General features: G+C 68.7%; 19 protein-coding genes and 1 tRNA gene. 10 read left to right on the top strand and 10 right to left on the bottom strand.

Annotation, left to right across the window (positions count from 1 at the left end; all coding sequences use genetic code 11):
- Positions 1–96 precede the first annotated feature (96 nt).
- Together mgtE and NPJ82_RS01095 are read left to right on the top strand one after the other, a co-directional pair.
- The gene (gene mgtE / locus NPJ82_RS01100) at positions 97–1,494 is read left to right on the top strand and encodes a magnesium transporter (protein ID WP_112383760.1); all 1,398 of its coding nucleotides are present in this window, start codon (positions 97–99) and stop codon (positions 1,492–1,494) included.
- Positions 1,495–1,531: 37 nt separating this feature from the next.
- Positions 1,532–1,936 (top strand): DUF1489 domain-containing protein, encoded by a 405-nt coding sequence (locus NPJ82_RS01095; RefSeq protein ID WP_240313643.1) that lies wholly within the window; start codon positions 1,532–1,534, stop codon positions 1,934–1,936.
- Between the two features lie 178 nt (positions 1,937–2,114).
- Here the strand turns inward: NPJ82_RS01095 and NPJ82_RS01090 are convergent, their stop codons facing one another.
- Positions 2,115–2,714: an ankyrin repeat domain-containing protein gene (locus tag NPJ82_RS01090; protein ID WP_112383799.1), complete on the bottom strand. Its 600-nt coding sequence runs from the start codon at positions 2,712–2,714 to the stop codon at positions 2,115–2,117.
- A 63-nt stretch (positions 2,715–2,777) separates the two neighbouring features.
- Between NPJ82_RS01090 and NPJ82_RS01085 the strand changes: the two genes are divergently transcribed.
- The 3 genes from NPJ82_RS01085 to NPJ82_RS01075 are packed head-to-tail and all read left to right on the top strand — an operon-like array spanning position 2,778 to position 4,502.
- The gene (locus tag NPJ82_RS01085; protein WP_342658064.1) at positions 2,778–3,365 is read left to right on the top strand and encodes an SCO family protein; all 588 of its coding nucleotides are present in this window, start codon (positions 2,778–2,780) and stop codon (positions 3,363–3,365) included.
- On the top strand, positions 3,362–3,793 hold the full coding sequence (locus NPJ82_RS01080; protein ID WP_112383763.1) for a YcgN family cysteine cluster protein: 432 nt from the start codon (positions 3,362–3,364) through the stop codon (positions 3,791–3,793). The genes NPJ82_RS01085 and NPJ82_RS01080 overlap by 4 nt, the downstream gene beginning before the upstream one ends.
- A gap of 40 nt (positions 3,794–3,833) precedes the next feature.
- Complete coding sequence (locus NPJ82_RS01075) at positions 3,834–4,502, top strand: YgjP-like metallopeptidase domain-containing protein (RefSeq protein WP_342658063.1); 669 nt, start codon at positions 3,834–3,836, stop codon at positions 4,500–4,502.
- Here the strand turns inward: NPJ82_RS01075 and NPJ82_RS01070 are convergent.
- The 5 genes from NPJ82_RS01070 to NPJ82_RS01050 all read right to left on the bottom strand — a co-directional run bounded on the left by NPJ82_RS01070 (position 4,478) and on the right by NPJ82_RS01050 (position 9,744).
- Complete coding sequence (locus tag NPJ82_RS01070) at positions 4,478–6,616, bottom strand: PBP1A family penicillin-binding protein (protein WP_342658062.1); 2,139 nt, start codon at positions 6,614–6,616, stop codon at positions 4,478–4,480. The two genes, NPJ82_RS01075 and NPJ82_RS01070, sit on opposite strands and share 25 nt — an antisense overlap.
- 90 nt (positions 6,617–6,706) lie before the next feature.
- A complete protein-coding gene (locus NPJ82_RS01065; protein WP_342658061.1) occupies positions 6,707–7,771 on the bottom strand; it encodes an FAD-dependent monooxygenase in 1,065 nt (354 codons plus the stop codon).
- Positions 7,750–8,439, bottom strand: a complete 690-nt coding sequence (locus NPJ82_RS01060) for a methyltransferase domain-containing protein (protein WP_342658060.1) — start codon at positions 8,437–8,439, stop codon at positions 7,750–7,752. Before NPJ82_RS01060 ends, NPJ82_RS01065 begins: the two co-directional genes overlap by 22 nt.
- Positions 8,436–9,500 carry a type III polyketide synthase gene (locus NPJ82_RS01055; protein ID WP_342659051.1) on the bottom strand — a complete coding sequence of 355 codons (1,065 nt, stop codon included), beginning with the start codon at positions 9,498–9,500 and terminating at the stop codon, positions 8,436–8,438. Before NPJ82_RS01055 ends, NPJ82_RS01060 begins: the two co-directional genes overlap by 4 nt.
- 49 nt (positions 9,501–9,549) lie before the next feature.
- Entirely contained in the window at positions 9,550–9,744 is a 195-nt protein-coding gene (locus NPJ82_RS01050; RefSeq protein ID WP_149682672.1) for a hypothetical protein, read from the bottom strand.
- A 228-nt stretch (positions 9,745–9,972) separates the two neighbouring features.
- Between NPJ82_RS01050 and NPJ82_RS01045 the strand changes: the two genes are divergently transcribed.
- Complete coding sequence (locus NPJ82_RS01045) at positions 9,973–10,437, top strand: MarR family winged helix-turn-helix transcriptional regulator (RefSeq protein WP_112383801.1); 465 nt, start codon at positions 9,973–9,975, stop codon at positions 10,435–10,437.
- A 57-nt stretch (positions 10,438–10,494) separates the two neighbouring features.
- On the opposite strand, the gene NPJ82_RS01040 is transcribed toward NPJ82_RS01045, so the two are convergent.
- Positions 10,495–10,581, bottom strand: a tRNA-Leu gene (locus NPJ82_RS01040).
- A gap of 92 nt (positions 10,582–10,673) precedes the next feature.
- Positions 10,674–11,420: a zinc-ribbon domain-containing protein gene (locus NPJ82_RS01035; protein ID WP_342658059.1), complete on the bottom strand. Its 747-nt coding sequence runs from the start codon at positions 11,418–11,420 to the stop codon at positions 10,674–10,676.
- Between the two features lie 161 nt (positions 11,421–11,581).
- Here NPJ82_RS01035 and ftsE point away from each other — a divergent pair, with 161 nt between their 5' ends.
- The 4 genes from ftsE to NPJ82_RS01015 are packed head-to-tail and all read left to right on the top strand — an operon-like array spanning position 11,582 to position 14,395.
- The gene (gene ftsE / locus NPJ82_RS01030) at positions 11,582–12,301 is read left to right on the top strand and encodes a cell division ATP-binding protein FtsE (protein WP_342658058.1); all 720 of its coding nucleotides are present in this window, start codon (positions 11,582–11,584) and stop codon (positions 12,299–12,301) included.
- Entirely contained in the window at positions 12,298–13,182 is an 885-nt protein-coding gene (locus tag NPJ82_RS01025; protein WP_112383771.1) for an FtsX-like permease family protein, read from the top strand. The genes ftsE and NPJ82_RS01025 overlap by 4 nt, the downstream gene beginning before the upstream one ends.
- The gene (locus NPJ82_RS01020; protein ID WP_112383772.1) at positions 13,179–13,718 is read left to right on the top strand and encodes a YdcF family protein; all 540 of its coding nucleotides are present in this window, start codon (positions 13,179–13,181) and stop codon (positions 13,716–13,718) included. The genes NPJ82_RS01025 and NPJ82_RS01020 overlap by 4 nt, the downstream gene beginning before the upstream one ends.
- Entirely contained in the window at positions 13,715–14,395 is a 681-nt protein-coding gene (locus NPJ82_RS01015; RefSeq protein WP_342658057.1) for a lysophospholipid acyltransferase family protein, read from the top strand. The genes NPJ82_RS01020 and NPJ82_RS01015 overlap by 4 nt, the downstream gene beginning before the upstream one ends.
- A gap of 603 nt (positions 14,396–14,998) precedes the next feature.
- On the opposite strand, the gene NPJ82_RS01010 is transcribed toward NPJ82_RS01015, so the two are convergent.
- Both NPJ82_RS01010 and NPJ82_RS01005 read right to left on the bottom strand, forming a co-directional pair.
- Complete coding sequence (locus tag NPJ82_RS01010; RefSeq protein WP_112383774.1) at positions 14,999–15,910, bottom strand: prephenate/arogenate dehydrogenase family protein; 912 nt, start codon at positions 15,908–15,910, stop codon at positions 14,999–15,001.
- The gene (locus NPJ82_RS01005) at positions 15,910–17,004 is read right to left on the bottom strand and encodes a histidinol-phosphate transaminase (protein WP_267348031.1); all 1,095 of its coding nucleotides are present in this window, start codon (positions 17,002–17,004) and stop codon (positions 15,910–15,912) included. Before NPJ82_RS01005 ends, NPJ82_RS01010 begins: the two co-directional genes overlap by 1 nt.
- Positions 17,005–17,019: the final 15 nt, after the last annotated feature.

The following is a 17,019-nucleotide window of genomic DNA, read 5'->3' as shown; positions in this document are numbered from 1 at the left end:
TAGTGCCCGCGCAGGTAGGGATTCGTTCGCCCGCTGGCAAATCGCGTTGCACCGCGATAGAGCGCGAACGGCACGCGAAACATCAGGGAGGCAGCGATGAGCGACACCGAGCTTCCCGAGGTGGAGGGCGAAACCCAGCTGGACGAGGACGATCGGTTGAAGCCCGAATTCGTCCGCGCCGTGCTGGACGCGGTGGAGGACGGCAACGACGAGGGCGCCCGCGCGCTGGTCGAGCCGCTGCACCCCGCCGACATCGCCGACCTGTTCGAGCTGACGCCCGAGGAGGATCGCGGCACGCTGGCCCGCGCGGTCGCCGACCTCTTGAACGGCGACGTGTTCGCCGAGATGAACGATTATGTTCGCGAACAACTGATCCAGGCGCTGGAGCCGCATCAGGTCGCGGACATCGCCTCCGAACTCGATACCGACGACGCGGTCGCGATCATCGAGGACATGGATGCCGACGAGCAGCGCGCGGTGCTGCGCGCGCTCGATCCGGACGACCGTGCCGCGATCGAGGAGGCACTGTCCTACCCGGAGGAATCCGCCGGCCGCCTGATGCAGCGCGAGCTGATCGCGGTGCCCGAGCATTGGACGGTGGGCGACGCGATCGACTTCCTGCGCGGCCATGACGAGCTGACCACCGACTTCTGGGAAATCTTCGTGGTGGACGAACGGCACAAGCCGGTCGGCACCTGCCAGCTGTCCTGGATCCTGCGCACCCCCCGCGACATCGCGCTGGCCGACGTCATGAAGCGCGAACAGACGCTGATCCCGGTCGACATGGACCAGGAAGAGGTGGCGCTGCGCTTCCAGAAATATGCGCTGATCTCGGCCGCGGTGGTCGATGCCAGCGGCCGGCTGGTCGGCATGGTGACGGTGGACGACATCGTCCACATCATCCAGGAAGAGGCGGGCGAGGACACGCTGCTGCTGTCCGGTGCCGGCGAAGGCGACATCAACGAACCGATCCGCTTCACCGTTCGCACCCGGCTGACCTGGCTGCTGATCAACCTGCCGACCGCGATGCTGGCCGCCACCGTGGTCGGGCTGTTCGACGACCGGATCGCGCGCTTTGCGGTGCTGGCGCAGTTGATGGGGATCGTCAGCGGCATGGGCGGCAATGCCGGCACGCAGACGCTGGCGGTGGTCGTCCGCGCGCTCGCCACCAACCAGCTGACCGGATCGAACACGCTCAGGATGATCGTGCGCGAACTGCGCATCGCCGCCAGCAACGGCACCGGGCTCGGCCTGCTGGTCGGCGCGGGCGCCTATCTGTGGTTCGGCAATCCCGGCCTTGCGATCGTCTTCGCGCTGGCCCTGTTCATCAACAACATCGTCGCCGGCCTGGTCGGCGTGCTGGTGCCGGTGACGCTGGACCGGTTCAACGTCGACCCGGCGGTGGCGTCGTCGGTGTTCGTCACCACCTGCACCGACTCGATGGGCTTCTTCACCTTTCTGGGGCTGGCGGCGCTGTGGGGTCTGGGCGGCTGACTTGTCGCGGGCGGGTTTCGCCCCCAAATCCAGCGGCGTGGCACTGCATCTGACCAAAGTCGCGTTTGGCGCGACCAGTATCGATCACCTTGCCGAACGACTGGCCCTGCGCGCCGCCGACGGCCCCGTCTTTCTCACCACCCGCTATCTGCCCAAGCGGCATGAGGAGGTGGCGGGACAGGGATCGCTGTTCTGGATCCTGAAACACCAGCTGATCGCCCGCTCGCCGATCCTGTCCTTCGGCGAGGCCGAGGGTGGTCGCTGCGCGATCCATATCGATCCCGCGCTGGTGCTGGTCCAGGCGCGCCCCAAGCGCGCACACCAGGGCTGGCGCTATCTGGAAGCCACCGACGCCCCCGGCGATCTCGGCGGCGACGCCAGCGGCGCGGACGTGCTGCCGCCCGCACTCCTCGGCAAGCTCGCCGAATTGGCGTTAATTTAGGGTATCAACTCACATCCGTTCGCCTCGAGTAGGGATCGAGCTTGTCGAGAGCCCGTATCGAGAGGTGCTTGCCCGAGGTGAAGGCCTCTCGATACGTCGTCTCGACACGCTCGACGACTACTCGAGACGAACGGGTAAAGATGATCGCCTGTCAGGTGCATTGAAGGTTCTGGAAACCCTACAGCTTCGGCCCGGACACTGCCTTGCGCGTCTTCTTGGGCGTATCGGCCAGCACCTTGGCGATGGCGGCATTGCGCGGGTCCTGCGTGGCGTAATCGCGCGCCGACATGCCGGCAAGCAGATCACCCTGATCCGGATCGGCGCCCGCCGCCAGCAACTCGCGCACCATGGTGATGTCGCGGCGCTGCACCGCACGGATCAGCGGCGTCTCGCCCGCCGAATTGGCGATGTTGGCGTTGGCCTTGGCCGCCGCCAGGATGCCGATCATGTCGGTCTGCCCGGTGGTGACGACCAGCAGCAGCGGCGTGTTGCCGCGTCCGTCGCGCAGGTTCGGGTCCGCCCCCTTTTGCAGCAGGAAGCGCAGATAGGTCTCGTCGCCCCGCTTGATGACGGTGTGCAGCGCCCCCTCGCCCGTGCTGGGATCGCGCGTGTTGATGATGTTGCTGCCGGGGCGGCCGAGCATCTCGGTCACCTCGTTGCCCTTGGCGTCCTTGACCGCCTGAAGGAACTTGTAGCTTTCGGACTGTTGTTGCGCACCGGCCGGTGCTGCAACGAGAACGCCCAGCAGCATGGCTGCCAGGAGGGAGCGGACGGACATGCGGAGATCCTCGGAATCCATGGCTTGCGATCCGGTGCCTAACACAGCAAGGCTGCGCGCGTCATGACCCTGTTGCGCCTCATGCCGCTGCTTCTCGCGCTGGGCGCGTGCAGCCCGTCCGGCCCCGATGCCGCCGCCGCGCCGCCGCTGGCGGGTGCGAAGATCGGCGGCCCCTTTCGCCTGACCGGCGGCGACGGCGCGCCCGTGACCGACCGTTCGCTGGGCAAACGCTGGCGCGTCATGTATTTCGGCTACACCTTCTGCCCCGATGTCTGCCCCACCGACATGCAGGCGATCGGGGCCGGCCTGCGCCTGCTGGAGGCACGCGATCCGGCCAAGGCACGCGCGATCGTCCCCGTCTTCGTCACCGTCGACCCCGCACGCGACACCGCCCCCGTGGTGAAGCGCTTCGCGGCGGCCTTCCACCCCCGCGCCATCGGCCTGACCGGCAGCGAGGCGGCGATCGCCGCAATGGCCAAATCCTACGGCGTCTATGCGGAGAAGGGCGAGGCGTCGCCCGGCGGCGGCTATCTCGTCAATCACGCGCGCACCACCTATCTGATGGATCCGAACAACCTGCCCATCGCGCTGATCCCTGCCGACGAGGGACCGGAGGCCGTGGCAAACGCGCTGGAGCGCTGGGTCCGATGACCGTGAAATTCTGGGAGCTGCCGATCGAGCAGCTCGACCGTGCCCAGTGGGAGGCACTGTGCGACGGCTGCGGCAAATGCTGCCTGCACAAGCTGGAGGACGAGGATACCGGCGAGCTGCTGCCGACCAACGTCGCCTGCCGCATGCTCGACCGGCGTACCGGCTTCTGTTCCGACTATCGCAACAGGCGCGCCTTTGTGCCCGAATGCGTGCGGCTGACCATGCGCAACGTGCGCGATATCGACTGGTTGCCGCGCACCTGCGCCTATCGCCTGCGCGCCGCGAACGAGCCGCTGCCCGACTGGCATTACCTCGTCTCGGGCGACCGCGACGCGGTGCACCGCGCCGGCGAATCGGTACGCGGCTGGACGGTCAGCGAAGACGATGCCGGCGAGTTCGAGAATCACATCGTCGAACGCGACCTGTGAGGTCCCTCGCCCCATCGGGGAGAGGGATATCAATCCCGATATGATCGACCAGGTCATCCGCCACCCCACCGCGCGGCGGGTCCGGCTGGTGATCGATCCCGCCACCGGCACCACCCGCCTCGTCATCCCCAGGCGCGCCGCGCTCAAACCCGCGCTCGCCTGGGCACAGGGCAAGGGGGAATGGATCGCCGCGCAGCGCGCCGCCCTGCCCGCCCCGCGCCCCTTCGCGCCCGATGCGACCATCCCCTTCGGCGACACCGAACTCACCATCCGCTGGACCGAGGGGCGCAGCCGCCTGCTCCGGCGTGAGGGCGACGTGCTGCACGCCTCCGGCCCGGTCGAAACGCTGCCCCGCCGCGTCGCCTTGTGGCTGCACCGCCAGGCGCTCGACCTGTTGACGCAGGAAACCGCCGAGTTCGCGGCAAAGGCCGGCGTCACCGTCACCCGTGTCGCGATCGGCGATGCCAAGGCCCGCTGGGGAAGCTGCGCGTCGCACGGCGCGATCCGCTATAGCTGGCGGCTGATCCTCGCCCCCGGCTTCGTCCGCCGCGCGACGGTGGCGCACGAGGTGGCGCACCGCGTCCACATGAACCACGCGCCCGCCTTCCACGCCCTTGTCGCGGCGTTGCTGGGCGAGGACCCCGCGCCCGCCACCGCCTGGTTGCGGCGGCATGGCGCGGCGCTTCACTGGGTCGGCCGGTCGTCCTGATCGAAGCGCGGTGGTGCCAGCCCCTCGCGCGGCGCCGGGCGCGGGCGTGACGGTTCGCGCGGGGCATCGCGCCCGGTGACGCGGTCCAGCCAGTCCTGATCCAGGCGCTGCGGCGGTGCGGCCTGCACCGGCGGCCCGTCCTCGTCGCTGCCGCGGCGCACGTCCACCGGCGCCTGATCGTCGTCATAGCCGTCACCCGGCACCGCCGGGGCGATCGGATTGCCATCGGCATCCACCGCCGCAGTGCCATTGTCGGGGGCGCCGAAATAGCTCTCCTCGTCCGGCTCCAGCTGCCATTCGGGGAGCGTCACCTGCGTCTCGAACTGCTCGATCGGCCGGCTGGCGGTCGCCACCTTCATATATTGCGCAAAGGCACGCGCCGGCGCGGTGCCGCCGTGCAGGCCGGCCACCGGTCGCGCATTGTCGCGCCCCATCCACACGCCCGTGGTCAGCCCGCTGGCAAACCCGACGAACCAGCCATCCTTCATGCTGCTCGTCGTGCCCGTCTTGCCCGCCACCGGCCGCCCGATCTGTGCCGCACGTCCCGTGCCTGTGTTCACCGCGGTCTGCAGCAGGTCGGTCATCTCGGCCGCCACATAAGGGGCGACCAGCACATGGCTGCGATCCACCTCGTGGCGATAGATTTCCTGCCCGTTGGTCGTCACGCGGGTGATGCCATAGGGGGCCACCGCGACGCCCTTGTTCGCCACCGAGGCAAAAGCGCGCGTCATGTCGATCAGGCGCACGTCCGACGTGCCCAGCACCATCGACGGATGCGTGTTGACCGGTGTGGTGATGCCGAAGCGGCGCGCCATGTCGGCCACCGTGGTGAAGCCGACCTCCTGCCCCAGCTTGGCCGCCACCGTGTTCAGCGAATAGGCAAAGGCGGTGCGAAGCGACACCTGCCCCGAATTGCGCCGCGAATCGTTGCGCGGGCTCCACCCGTCGATCGTCACCGGTTCGTCCACCACGGTATCCTCGGGCTTGTGGCCCGCCTCCAGCGCGGCAAGATAGACGAACAGCTTGAACGCGGAGCCCGGCTGGCGGACCGCCTGCGTCGCACGGTTGTAGTTGGTGGATACGTAATCCTTGCCGCCGACCATCGCGCGCACCGCGCCGTCACGGTCCAGGCTGACCAGCGCCCCTTGCGTACCGGCCGGCGCCTGCTGCCGGATCGCGGCATCGGCGGCGCGCTGCATCCCCAGGTCCAGCGTCGTCCACACCTCCAGCGGGGCCTGCGTCTCGTCGATCAGCGTATCGAGTTGCGGCAGGGCCCAGTCGGTGAAGTAGCGGACGCTGTTCTGCTTGGGCTCGGGCGCCAGGTGTAGCGATTTCGGCTCGGCCTCCGCCGCTTCGGCCGCGGTGATGAAGCCGTTGCGCACCATCTGGTCGATCACCACGCCCGCGCGGCCCACCGCCGCCTCGGCATCGGCGGTCGGCGAATAGTTGGAAGGCGCCTTGACCAGCCCGGCGATCACCGCCGCTTCCGACAGGCTCAGCGTGTCCGCGCCGTGGCCGAAGAATTTGCGGGAGGCCGCGTCGATGCCATACGCACCGCCGCCATAATAGACCTTGTTCAGATAGAGTTCGAGGACCTGGTCCTTGCTGAACTTGCGCTCCAGAGCCAGCGCCAGGATCCATTCGCGAAACTTGCGGCCGAACTTCTTCTGGTTGTTCAGGAAGATGTTGCGCGCAAGCTGTTGCGTGATCGTGGAGCCGCCCTGCACCCACCGGCCGCGTTCATACCGGACCATCACCGACCGCACGATGCCGATCGGATCGACGCCGGGATGCTGGCGGAAACGGCGATCCTCCACCGCCACGGTGGCATCGCGCATCACCGCGGGGATGCGGCCATAGGACAGCCATTCGCCGTAACTCGGCCCGAGCGATACGATCACCGTGCCGTCGGACGCATGGACGCGGATCATCTGGCCGTTGGGCGAGGATTTCAGCTCCTCGAAACTCGGCAGTTGCGACCGCGCGACATACACCGCGATCAGCAGCGCGCCGAGCGCCAGCACGGCCAGGCCGATCAGGATCTGGAGGGAAACGACGATCCGGCGCCGCCAGGGCGAACGGGGACGTGAGCGGGAAGAACGCGCGCGAGCCATGAAGGATGCGCGAAATACCCGGCTTCGCGCGCCATCACAAGCAAGCTTTGCGTGCGGCCTGCCGCTGCCTCCATGCGGTCCGGCGCACGATCACGCCACCCGCGTCGCCCGCGCGATCAGCCGCACCAGCGCCGGATGCGCCAGCCGGGGGAGCGCGCCGCGTGCCCACCCCTCCGCCAGCGCCCGGACGCCACCGGCGACTGCGATCGGCATCCCGATCCGTCGGGTGAACGCGCGCTGCCAGTCGGGCGCCGCGGCCGCCCCCCCGGCGATATAGCTTTGCGCCGCCGACACGCCGCTGGCCAGCGCGATCCCCATGCCTTCCCCGGCCAGCGACGGGATCACGCCGGCCTGATCCCCCAGCCGGAACAGCGCAGCCGGAGCCGCCCGCCAGCCATAGGGCACGTTGGCCACCGCATCGACGTGCGACTCGCCCGCCATGAACGCCAGCCGCTCGGCCAACCGCGGTACCTCCCGCCCCAGTTCGGCGAGCAGTGCCGCCGCGGTCCCCGCCGCGCGCAGTCGCGACCGGCGGACCGCCATGCACAGATTGGCGCTGCCGTCCTCCTGCAACACCAGGCCGGCATAGCCACGGTCGAACAGATGCAATTCGATCGCGTCGTCCACCAGGGCGGACAGTCCCGGCGCCGCCGCCAGCCGCACGCGCAAACCCAGCGCCGGGTCCTCGCCCGCATCGCCCCGCTCTGGCGTTCCGCGCAGGTCGTGCTTGCCGGTCGCCAGGAACAGCGCATCCGGTGACAGCACATCGCCCCCAGCCAGCCGCACGCCGCCCTGCTCCACCGCGCGCACGCTCACGCCGCGCTCGATCTGCGCGCCCACCGCCTCGGCCTGCGTCAACAGGATGGTGTCCAGCCGGTGGCGCGACAGGCCGATGGCGGGTTCCGGCAACGCCGCCTCGCTGACCGCGCGCGGCGTTATCATGCGCAACCGCGTGACCCGGTGGCCGCCCGGCTCCACGCCCAGCGCCCGCACCTGCGCCACCGTCCGCCAGCTCAGAAAGCCGCCGCACAGCGCATCGCCGATCACGCGCTGCCGCTCGACCAGCAGATGCGGCGTGCCGGCGCGTGCCAGCGTGATCGCCGCCGCCGCACCCGCCGGCCCGCCGCCGACGATCAGCGCCGGCGCGCGACGCATAACCGAAAGGGGAAGCGACGCTCGATCTTCGCCGCGCTGATGTTCGCGGCTGCCAGCAAGTCGCGCCATTCCGCCGGGCGGAAGCTGCGCGCGATCGACAGGCGGCCGTCATGCCGCACGATCGGATGCCACCGTGCCGCCCGGGCGAGCAGCGGATAGCCGACATGGGCGAAGCGGTGCCGGTGCAGGTCGTTGACGAACCAGCCGACCCGCGCCTCCTGTTCCATGAAGCGCAGAAAGGCGATCAACTCCGCCTCGCTCATATGATGCGTGACCAGGCTGGAGGCGATCACGTCCCACTCCTGCCCCGCCAGCGCGGCATAGTCGCCGGTGCGGTAATCGATCGGCATGTCGCGCCCGGTCTGCGCCGCGGCGATGCCCGCACTGTTGGGATTGAGGTCGATCCCGACCAGTTGCGCGACGATGCCCCGCGCCTTTGCCCAGCGGGCGATGCTGCGCAGCATATCGCCGTCGCCGAACCCGACATCGAGCAGCCGGAGCGTCGACCGCCCTTGCATCACCGAGTCGAGAAACCGCAGCGTCGGCCGCCGCGCCATCGTCACCGTGTTCACCCGCGCCAGATCGTGCAGCACCGCGCGGTATGTGCCGGGGTCCAGGTCCTCGGCATCCATCAGCTCCGGGCCGGGGGCGCGGGTGGCAAGGCTCACGCCGCGCTCCGGAAGCGCAGGCCCTCCGCCGCCAGGCCGGGTCCGAAGGCCAGCGCCAGCCCACGCTCGATCGGCGCCTCGCGCATCATCCGCGCCAGCACGAACATCAGCGTCGCCGACGACATGTTCCCCTTCTCGCGCAGCACCGCCCGCGACGACACCAGCGCCCCCGCATCCAGCGCCATCGCCCGCTCCACCGCATCCAGGATCGATCGCCCGCCGGCATGGACCGCCCATCCCTCGATCGGACCGCCATCACCCGACAGCGCGGCCCGCGTCTCCGCCGCGCCCAGCGCCTCCGCCAGCCGCCCCGGCACCTCGCCCGACAGGTGCATGGCAAAACCGCGGTCGGTGATGTCCCAGCGGATCAGCTCGGCGCTTTCCGGCAGGGCGAGCGACACCCCCGCCTCCAGTTCCAGCCCGCCCGGCTCGCCCGTCACCAGCGCCGCCGCCGCACCGTCGCCGAACTGCAACTGGCCCATCAGCGCGCCCACCTCCGGCGTCGCCTGCAGATGCAGCGTGCACAGCTCCACGGTGATGACCAGCACCCGCGCCTCCGGCTCGGACCGCACGATATGCCTTGCGGTGCGCAGCGCCGTCACCGCGGCGTAACAGCCCATGAACCCGATCAGCAGCCGCTCGACCAAGGGCGACAGGCCAAGCCGCCGCGCCAGGATCTGGTCGATCCCCGGCGCCACGAAGCCGGTGCAGCTTGCGACCACCAGATGGGTGATGCCGCCCAGATCGGCCTGCGCGGCGCACGCCGCCACGGCGGCGGCGGCAAGCTGCGGTGCGGCCTCGGCATAGATGGCCATGCGCGCGGCCGTACCGGGGAGTGGCGCCTTGTCGTAGAAGCCGCCATCGCCGATCTGCGGCCGGCCATCGGGGCGCGGCGGCAGCACGGAAAAGCGATGCTCGATCCCGGCACGCGCCGCCATGCGCGCAAAGATGCGGGCCTCGCGCGCGTCCAGCAGGTCGGTCGCCCAGTCACAATACATGGCATGGACATCATGGCCCGGCACCGCGGTGCCGATGGCGTGGCAATAGGCAGTCACGGAAATCCTTGCGCCAGAGATACTTCTCCAACGCACGACCGCTTGCCGAGTGCCTTCAGTTCAGATGTTCCACAGGGTCGGGCCGGCCGCACGTTCCGTCACGTTCCGCCAGATGGTCGCCCCCCACCGCATAGCGCCCCTCGACCAGCGCCATCGCCTGTCCGACATGTGCGGCGATGTGGAAATCCCCGGCATCCTCCAACAGCATGCAGGCCTGTTGCAGGAGCGCATATACGCGCTGAGCATCCATGACGTCGCCCTTCCCCAAGTTAACCTCGATCAAACATAATGCAGCGCCAATGTCCATGCGCTCATATATGTTACGCAGGCCCCGTCCCGGCCGGCGCGATCACCCATGTGGGCGAGGGAACCAAAAGATTGTTTGGGACATCATGCCATTGTAGATAACGTAATGAGATCAATAACAAAACTACCGCCATTTCGGCGGGCATGTGGGAGCATGCTGGAGGTGTCAGGGGTGAGCAACGAAGCGGCTATCGGGCTGGTCAACGAACTGGCGACGCGCTTGTCCGGCATTGTCGAGGAATTCGGGCGTCGCACCGACTCGCTGGTGGCGGCCTCGCGCGAGACGGACGGGCCGGATGAGGAAACGCTGATTCGCATTGCCGGCCGGTTGATCGACCAGCGCAAGCGGCGACGCAATTTCCTGCCGGACGAACTGTTCCACGAACCGGCCTGGGACATGCTGCTGTCGCTCTTCGTCGCCTATCGCCGGCGCCAGACCCTGAACATCAAATCGCTGGTATCCACTGCCGACGCCCCCGTCACCACCTCGCAGCGCTGGATCGAGCATCTCGACAAGCTGGGGCTCATCACCCGCGTGATCGATCCCGCCGACCGCCGCCGTATCGAGGTGTCGTTGAACGAAACCGGCCACGCCGCGATGACGCGCTATCTGGAGGATGTCGCGCGGCGGCAATGATGCCGCCGACACTGGCCTGCATTCCCTGCAGGCCGGTTCATCATCTGGATGGGAAGATGGTGCGGTCGAGAAGACTCGAACTTCCACGGCCTTTCGGCCACAACGACCTCAACGTTGCGCGTCTACCAATTCCGCCACGACCGCACACTTGATCCACCGGGCTGGCCGGTGGCTGGTAGGCCGGTGCCCCTAGCAGAGGCTTTTGCGTCCTGCAACACGCTTCGCGTGCAAACTGTTCATTCCCCGGCGAAGCTGAGTTCCAGCCGCTTGGAATTGGGCGGCACGTCCAGCTTGGCCGAGTTGAAGTCGATCGCCGCGCCCGGCCCCAGCGTGCGCTGCTGCGGGGTGATCGTCCAGTTGAATACCACCCGCCCCTGCGCATCCTTCAGCTCGGCGCGGATGTCGGGCACGCGCTGCCGGTCGCTCGACGGATTGGTGATCTGCCCGCTGACCGCGAACAGCTCCGATCCATTGGCCAGTTCGCGCCGCTCGATCGGGTTGTCGCGCAGCCGCAGCGGCGATTCGGTCGTGCCCAGCCCCAGGCTGGCGCCGATCCCCGGCGCACCCAGCCACAGGATCGCGATCACCCCCACCAGCATCAACAGCCCGGCCGCCACCGCACCGATCGTCCAGCGGCGCGCATTGTTGCGGCGCTGGCGGAACGGCGGCTGGTGCGCAAAGGCGTCGAAGGTCTCGGTGGCGGACGCTTCCACCACCGGCGGCGGCGGCGGGGGGGCTGCGGACACGAAGCTGGGCAAGGGCGGCATCGCCGCGGCACCCGCGCCATCCGATTCGCTCAGGTCCCGGTCCGCCGGCTTGTCCAGCGACACCACCGGCTCCGGCAGCGGTTCGAGCGGCAATTCCGGCGGCGACTGGAACCAGCTGTGCCGGCAATTGGCGCAGCGCACCGTGCGCCCGTCATGCCCAATCGCGCTGTCGGGCACCAGATAGCGGGTGCGGCACTCGGGGCATTCCAGGATCATGCGGGTTGGCGCTTCACGAAGGGGCCCGGATAACCTCGGGCCTTTGAACCGATCCTCAGTAAGCACGCCGCTCGGTCATGTGGCAAGCTTGAAGCGTCGGCCCGCTCATGCCAAGGCCGGATCGACGGCATGACACGAGCGATCGCGACCCTTTGAGCGCCATGACGAACATCGTCCAGTTCGAGAATGTCGGACTGCGCTACGGCGCGGGCGAGGAAACGCTGGCCGATCTCAGCTTCACGCTGCGCGCCGGCAGCTTCTATTTCCTGACCGGGGCCAGCGGCGCCGGCAAGACCTCGCTGCTGCGCCTCCTCTACCTCGCCCAGCGCCCCAGCCGCGGCATCATCCGCCTGTTCGGCGAGGACGCGGTCATCATGCCGCGTGAGCGCCTGCCCGGTTTCCGCCGCCGCATCGGCGTGGTGTTCCAGGACTTCCGGCTGGTCCCGCACCTCAGCGCCGCCGACAACATCGCGCTTCCTTTACGCGTCGCGGGCATGTCGGAGGCGAGCATCGCCCAGCCGGTGCGCGAGATGCTGGCGTGGATCGGCCTGTCCGAACGCGCCCAGTCCCGCCCCGCCACGCTGTCGGGCGGTGAGCAGCAGCGCGTCGCCATCGCCCGCGCGGTGATCGCCCGTCCCGAGATACTGGTGGCCGACGAGCCGACCGGCAACGTCGACCCGGCCATGGCGGAACGCCTGCTCCACCTGTTCGATTCGCTGCACAAGCTGGGCACCACCGTCGTCGTCGCCACCCACGACCTGCACCTGATGAACCGCCTGCCCTCGGCCCAGATGATGCGGCTGGAGGGCGGCCGGCTGCTCGATCCCACCGGCGCGCTGCGCCATCCCCCCGTGCGCATCGACGGGGAGGACGGCGCATGAGCGGGGCGGGCACCGAACGGCGGGTGCTGGACGAGGCACCCGGCATCCGGGCGATGACCTGGGTGATGGCGATCATGCTGTTCCTGACGCTGCTCGCCGCCGCCGGTGGCCTGGGCACCGCCCGCGCCGCGCGTGCGCTCGACCGCCAGCTGGCCGGCCGGCTGACCGTGCAAGTGGTGGAGGGCGAGCCGACCCGGCGCGAGGCGACCACCCGCCGCGTGCTTGCCGCGCTCGGCGACCGCGAGGAGGTGGTGCGCACCGTGCGCGTGCCGCAGGCGGAACTCGCCGCCATGCTGAAGCCGTGGCTGGGTGCCGACGCCGCCGATGCCGGCCTGCCCGTACCCGCCCTGATCGATGTCGATCTGGTCGATACCGATCCCGCCACGGTCGCCCGCGTCGCGACTGTCGTGCGCGCCGTGTCCCCCGCCACCGTTCAGGTCGAGGAACACGCCACCTGGATGACGCCGGTCAGCGGTTTCCTGTCGTCGATGACATGGCTGGCCGGGCTGGTCGTCCTGCTGATGATGGCGGCGACGGGCGCGGTGGTGATGCTGGCCGCCCGCGCCGGGCTGGAGGCGCATCGCACCACCATCGGCGTCATGCACATATTGGGATCGACCGACGTGCAGATCGCCCGGCTGTTCCAGCGCCGGATCGCGATCGATGCCGGGATCGGCAGCGCCGCGGGCGGGCTGGGCGCGCTTGCCGTCATCCTGCTGATCGGCGGGCAGATGGCGGCGCTCGGCTCCGAACTGCTCGGCTCGGTGACGCTTGGTCCCGCCCAATGGCTGGTGCTGGCGCTGCTGCCCTTCGGCTTCGTGGCGCTCGCCACGTTCGCCGCGCGGGTCGCGGTGCTCGCCCAGTTGCGGCGCACGCTGTGATCGCCCGGTTCCTCGGGCTGATCGGCATCGGCTGGTGCCTGGGGTTCGCCGCGTTCATGCTGATGCTGCCCCCCCCGCTGGAGGGCAACACCACCGACGCGATCGTCGTGCCGACCGGCGGCCCCGGCCGCATCGACCGCGGCATCGCGCTGCTGCGCGAGGGTCAGGCGCGGCGGATGCTGGTGACGGGCGTCGCCCCCGGCGTCCGCCCGATCGATCTGGCCCGCACCTACAAGACGCCGCGCGCACTGTTCACCTGCTGCATCGATCTCGGCACCGATGCCGTCGATACCCGCTCGAATGCGGAGGAAACCGTGCGCTGGGTGCGCTCGCATCATTATGCCAGCATCCGGCTCGTTACCGCCGACTGGCACCTGCCGCGCGCGAAGATGGAGCTGATCGCGGCGCTTGGCCCCGGTGTCGTGGTGCTGGGCGACGGCGTGCCGACCAGCGACCCACGACTGGCGACCTTGGTCAACGAATACAACAAGCTGATCCTGCGCCGGATCGCATTATGGGTGGGGTTCGGGTCGTGATCGCGTTGCGCAATCTGGTGTTCGCCTGCATCTTCTATCCGGTGTCGCTGTTCTTTGCGGCCTCCGCCCCTATTGCCGCCTTTATCGGGCAATCCGCGATGATCGACCACGCGACGCGCTGGACCCGGTTCCACAACTGGGCGACGCGCGTGCTGCTCGGCATCACCATCCGGGTGGAGGGCACGCGCCCCGCCGGCCCCGCCCTCTATCCCGCCAAGCACCAGGCGATGTTCGAGACGCTGGCGCTGCAGGCCCTGCTCGATGGCCCCGCGATCGTGCTGAAACAGGAACTGGCCGACCTGCCCATCTGGGGCTGGGCGGCACGGCGCTACGGCGCGATCGTGGTCGATCGCGACGCGTCGGCCCGTGCCCTTCGCGGCATGATGCGCGATGCCGCCGCCGCCGTGGCGGTGGGCCGCGCCATCCTGATCTTTCCGGAGGGTACGCGCGTCCCCCCCGGCGCGCAGCCGCCGCTGAAACCCGGCTTTGCCGGCCTGTACCGCATGCTGAAGCTGCCCGTCGTCCCCGTCGCCACCGACAGCGGCGTGGTCTGGCCGCGAAAGGGTCTGAAGCGCCCCGGCGTCATCACGCTACGCTTCGGCGAGGTCATCCCCCCCGGCCTCGACCGCGCCGAGATCGAAGCGCGCGTCCACGCCGCGATCAACGTGCTGGACTAAGCGTTCCCTTGGAAATGCGCTTCAGCCAACCACGCGCTACTGCACCGTCGCAAATCGCCCATTTCTTACCGCTCTCGAACCGGAACGGGTTGCTCAATAGCAACGGATCATTCAATTTCCGGCATGTTGATAAGCCCAATGGCGAGGAAGGATTTTGCGTAAGCCTTGGTACGGAATTGCTTTCGCGTCAGTCGTTGCATTGACTGGCTGTGCAAGTGATCGGGCTGGAAAGCCGCTTCTCACGGCTGTGGCGAGCGAACGCATTGCCAAACAATGCGGAGCAATGAGAAGTGAATACCTTCGAAACAAACGCCATCTTCCTAGTGCGACGTTTATACTGAGAGCTGATGAATTGGTGCAAGAAGACGGACTCTCTGCCACGGTTCGTTGCATCGGCAAGGAGCTGGAGAGCTATCGACATACAGGGTTCGGGTTCCGCCCGAGCGGTTCCTCGCCAAATTGAACGTCACAGCAAGCAAAGCGGCCGATCCACTTTCCACTCATGACGGACATCGGCGGCAGGCTAAGAGTGGCCTTGCTGCGGTGAATTCATCGCCCAGAGGGCTGATCGCCCCCTCAACGCATTTCAACCAGCCTCGACCGCTACTCCCCGTGCGCCCGACCGAAATCGGGGCGGGCATCGTCCTGCCCCTGATCGATCACCCCGCGGCGGATCGCGCGGGTGCGTGTGAACAGGTCGAACAACGTATCCCCGTCCCCCCAGCGGATCGCGCGTTGCAGCATCGTCACATCCTCGGTCAGCCGCTGCAGGATCTCCAGCACCGCCTCCCGGTTGTTCAGGAACACGTCGCGCCACATCGTCGGATCGGACGCGGCGATGCGGGTGAAATCGCGGAAGCCACCCGCCGAATATTTGATCACCTCGCTGCGCGTCACCTCTTCCAGGTCGGAGGCGGTGCCGACGATCGAATAGGCGATCAGGTGCGGCACATGGCTGGTTACCGCCAGCACCAGGTCGTGATGCTTGGGGCTCATCAGCTCGACCTGCGCGCCCAGTGCCTCCCAAAAAGCGCGCAGGCGGATGACGGGCGCGCTTTCCGCCCCGTCCTCGGGCGTCAGGATGCACCAGCGCCCTTGGAACAGCGTCGCGAAACCCGATTCCGGCCCGCTATGCTCGGTGCCCGCCACCGGATGCCCCGGCACGATCGTCGCACCCGGCAGCGCACCGCGCAGCGCGGCGAAGACGCTCGCCTTGGAACTGCCGACGTCGCTCACCACCGCGTCGGCGGGCAAATCCTCGGCGATCTCCGCCGCCACCGCCGCCATCGCCCCGACCGGCACGCACAGGATGACCAGATCGGCATCGACCACCGCCGCACCCGCCGAATCGGCGACATCGTCCGCGATGCCCAGCGCGTGCACCGTATCGCGCACGCTCGGGTCGGCATCATAGGCGGTGACGACCGCGCCCGGCATCGCCTTCTTCACCCCGCGCGCGATCGACGAGCCGATCAGGCCCAGCCCGATGATCGTCACGCGCGCGAAAGGCAGCATCAGGCGCCGGCCAGTTCGCGCAGGGCCGCGACGACGCCGCGCGTCTCGTCCTCGGTCCCGATGGTGATGCGCAGGCCATGCCCCAGCCCCTGTCCGGGCAGCCAGCGGACGATATAGCCCGCATCCATCAGCCCGTGATAGGCGCGCTCGGCGGTCAATGCACCCTCGAACAGCACCATCGAGAAATTGCCCTTGGACGGCACCGCGCGCAGGCCGGCATTGCCTAAGCCTGCGATCTGCTCCTCGAACCAGCGCAGCCAGCGCGTGTTGTGCGCGCGCGTGTCCTTCACGAAACCGGTGTCGCGGATCGCGGCAACGGCGGCCGCCTGCCCGGCGATCGTCACGTTGAACGGGCCCCGGATGCGGTGCAGCGCATCGATGATCGCCGGCGCGCCATAGCCCCAGCCGATCCGCTCGGCCGCCAGCCCGTGGATCTTGGAAAAGGTGCGCGTCACCAGCACGTTGGACGCGGTACGCGCCAGCGCCAGACCGCCATCGTCCTCGCCCTCCTCCAGATATTCGGCATAGGCCTGGTCGAGGACGAGCAGGACATGGGACGGCAAACCTGCATGCAGCCGCGCGATCTCGTCGGCGCCGACAAAGGTGCCGGTGGGATTGTTCGGGTTGGCGACGAACACCACCGTCGTCCGCTCGGTCACCGCCGCCAGGATCGCATCGACATCGGTCGCATAGTCGCGGTCGGGGACCACCACCGGCGTCGCGCCGACGCGCCGTGTCGCGATCTCGTACACGGCAAAGCCGTAGCGGACATGGATGATCTCGTCGCCCACGCCCGCATAGGCGCCGGCCGCCAGATGCAGGATCTCGTCCGATCCGGTGCCATAGATGATCTGTGCCGGCTCCAGCCCGTGCACCTCGCCGATCGCCTCGCGCAGCGCGGTTGCGGTCGCGTCGGGATAGCGCTCCAGCGTATCGGCCGCGGTCGCGAAGGCCGCCCTGGCATCGGGGCTGGTGCCCAGCGGGTTCTCGTTGGAGGACAGCTTGTGGACGCGGCGGCCGTCATCGGTCGTGGAGCGGCCGGGGATATAGGGGGCGATGGCCTTTACCCAGGCCTTGGGATCGGGTGCGGTCATGGCGGCGGCATAGCC

Source organism: Sphingomonas sp. NY01, assembly GCF_038809135.1.
GTDB lineage: Bacteria > Pseudomonadota > Alphaproteobacteria > Sphingomonadales > Sphingomonadaceae > Sphingomonas > Sphingomonas carotinifaciens.
Note: the sequence above shows the minus strand (reverse complement) of the source record. Positions and strands in the feature narration are given on the sequence as shown.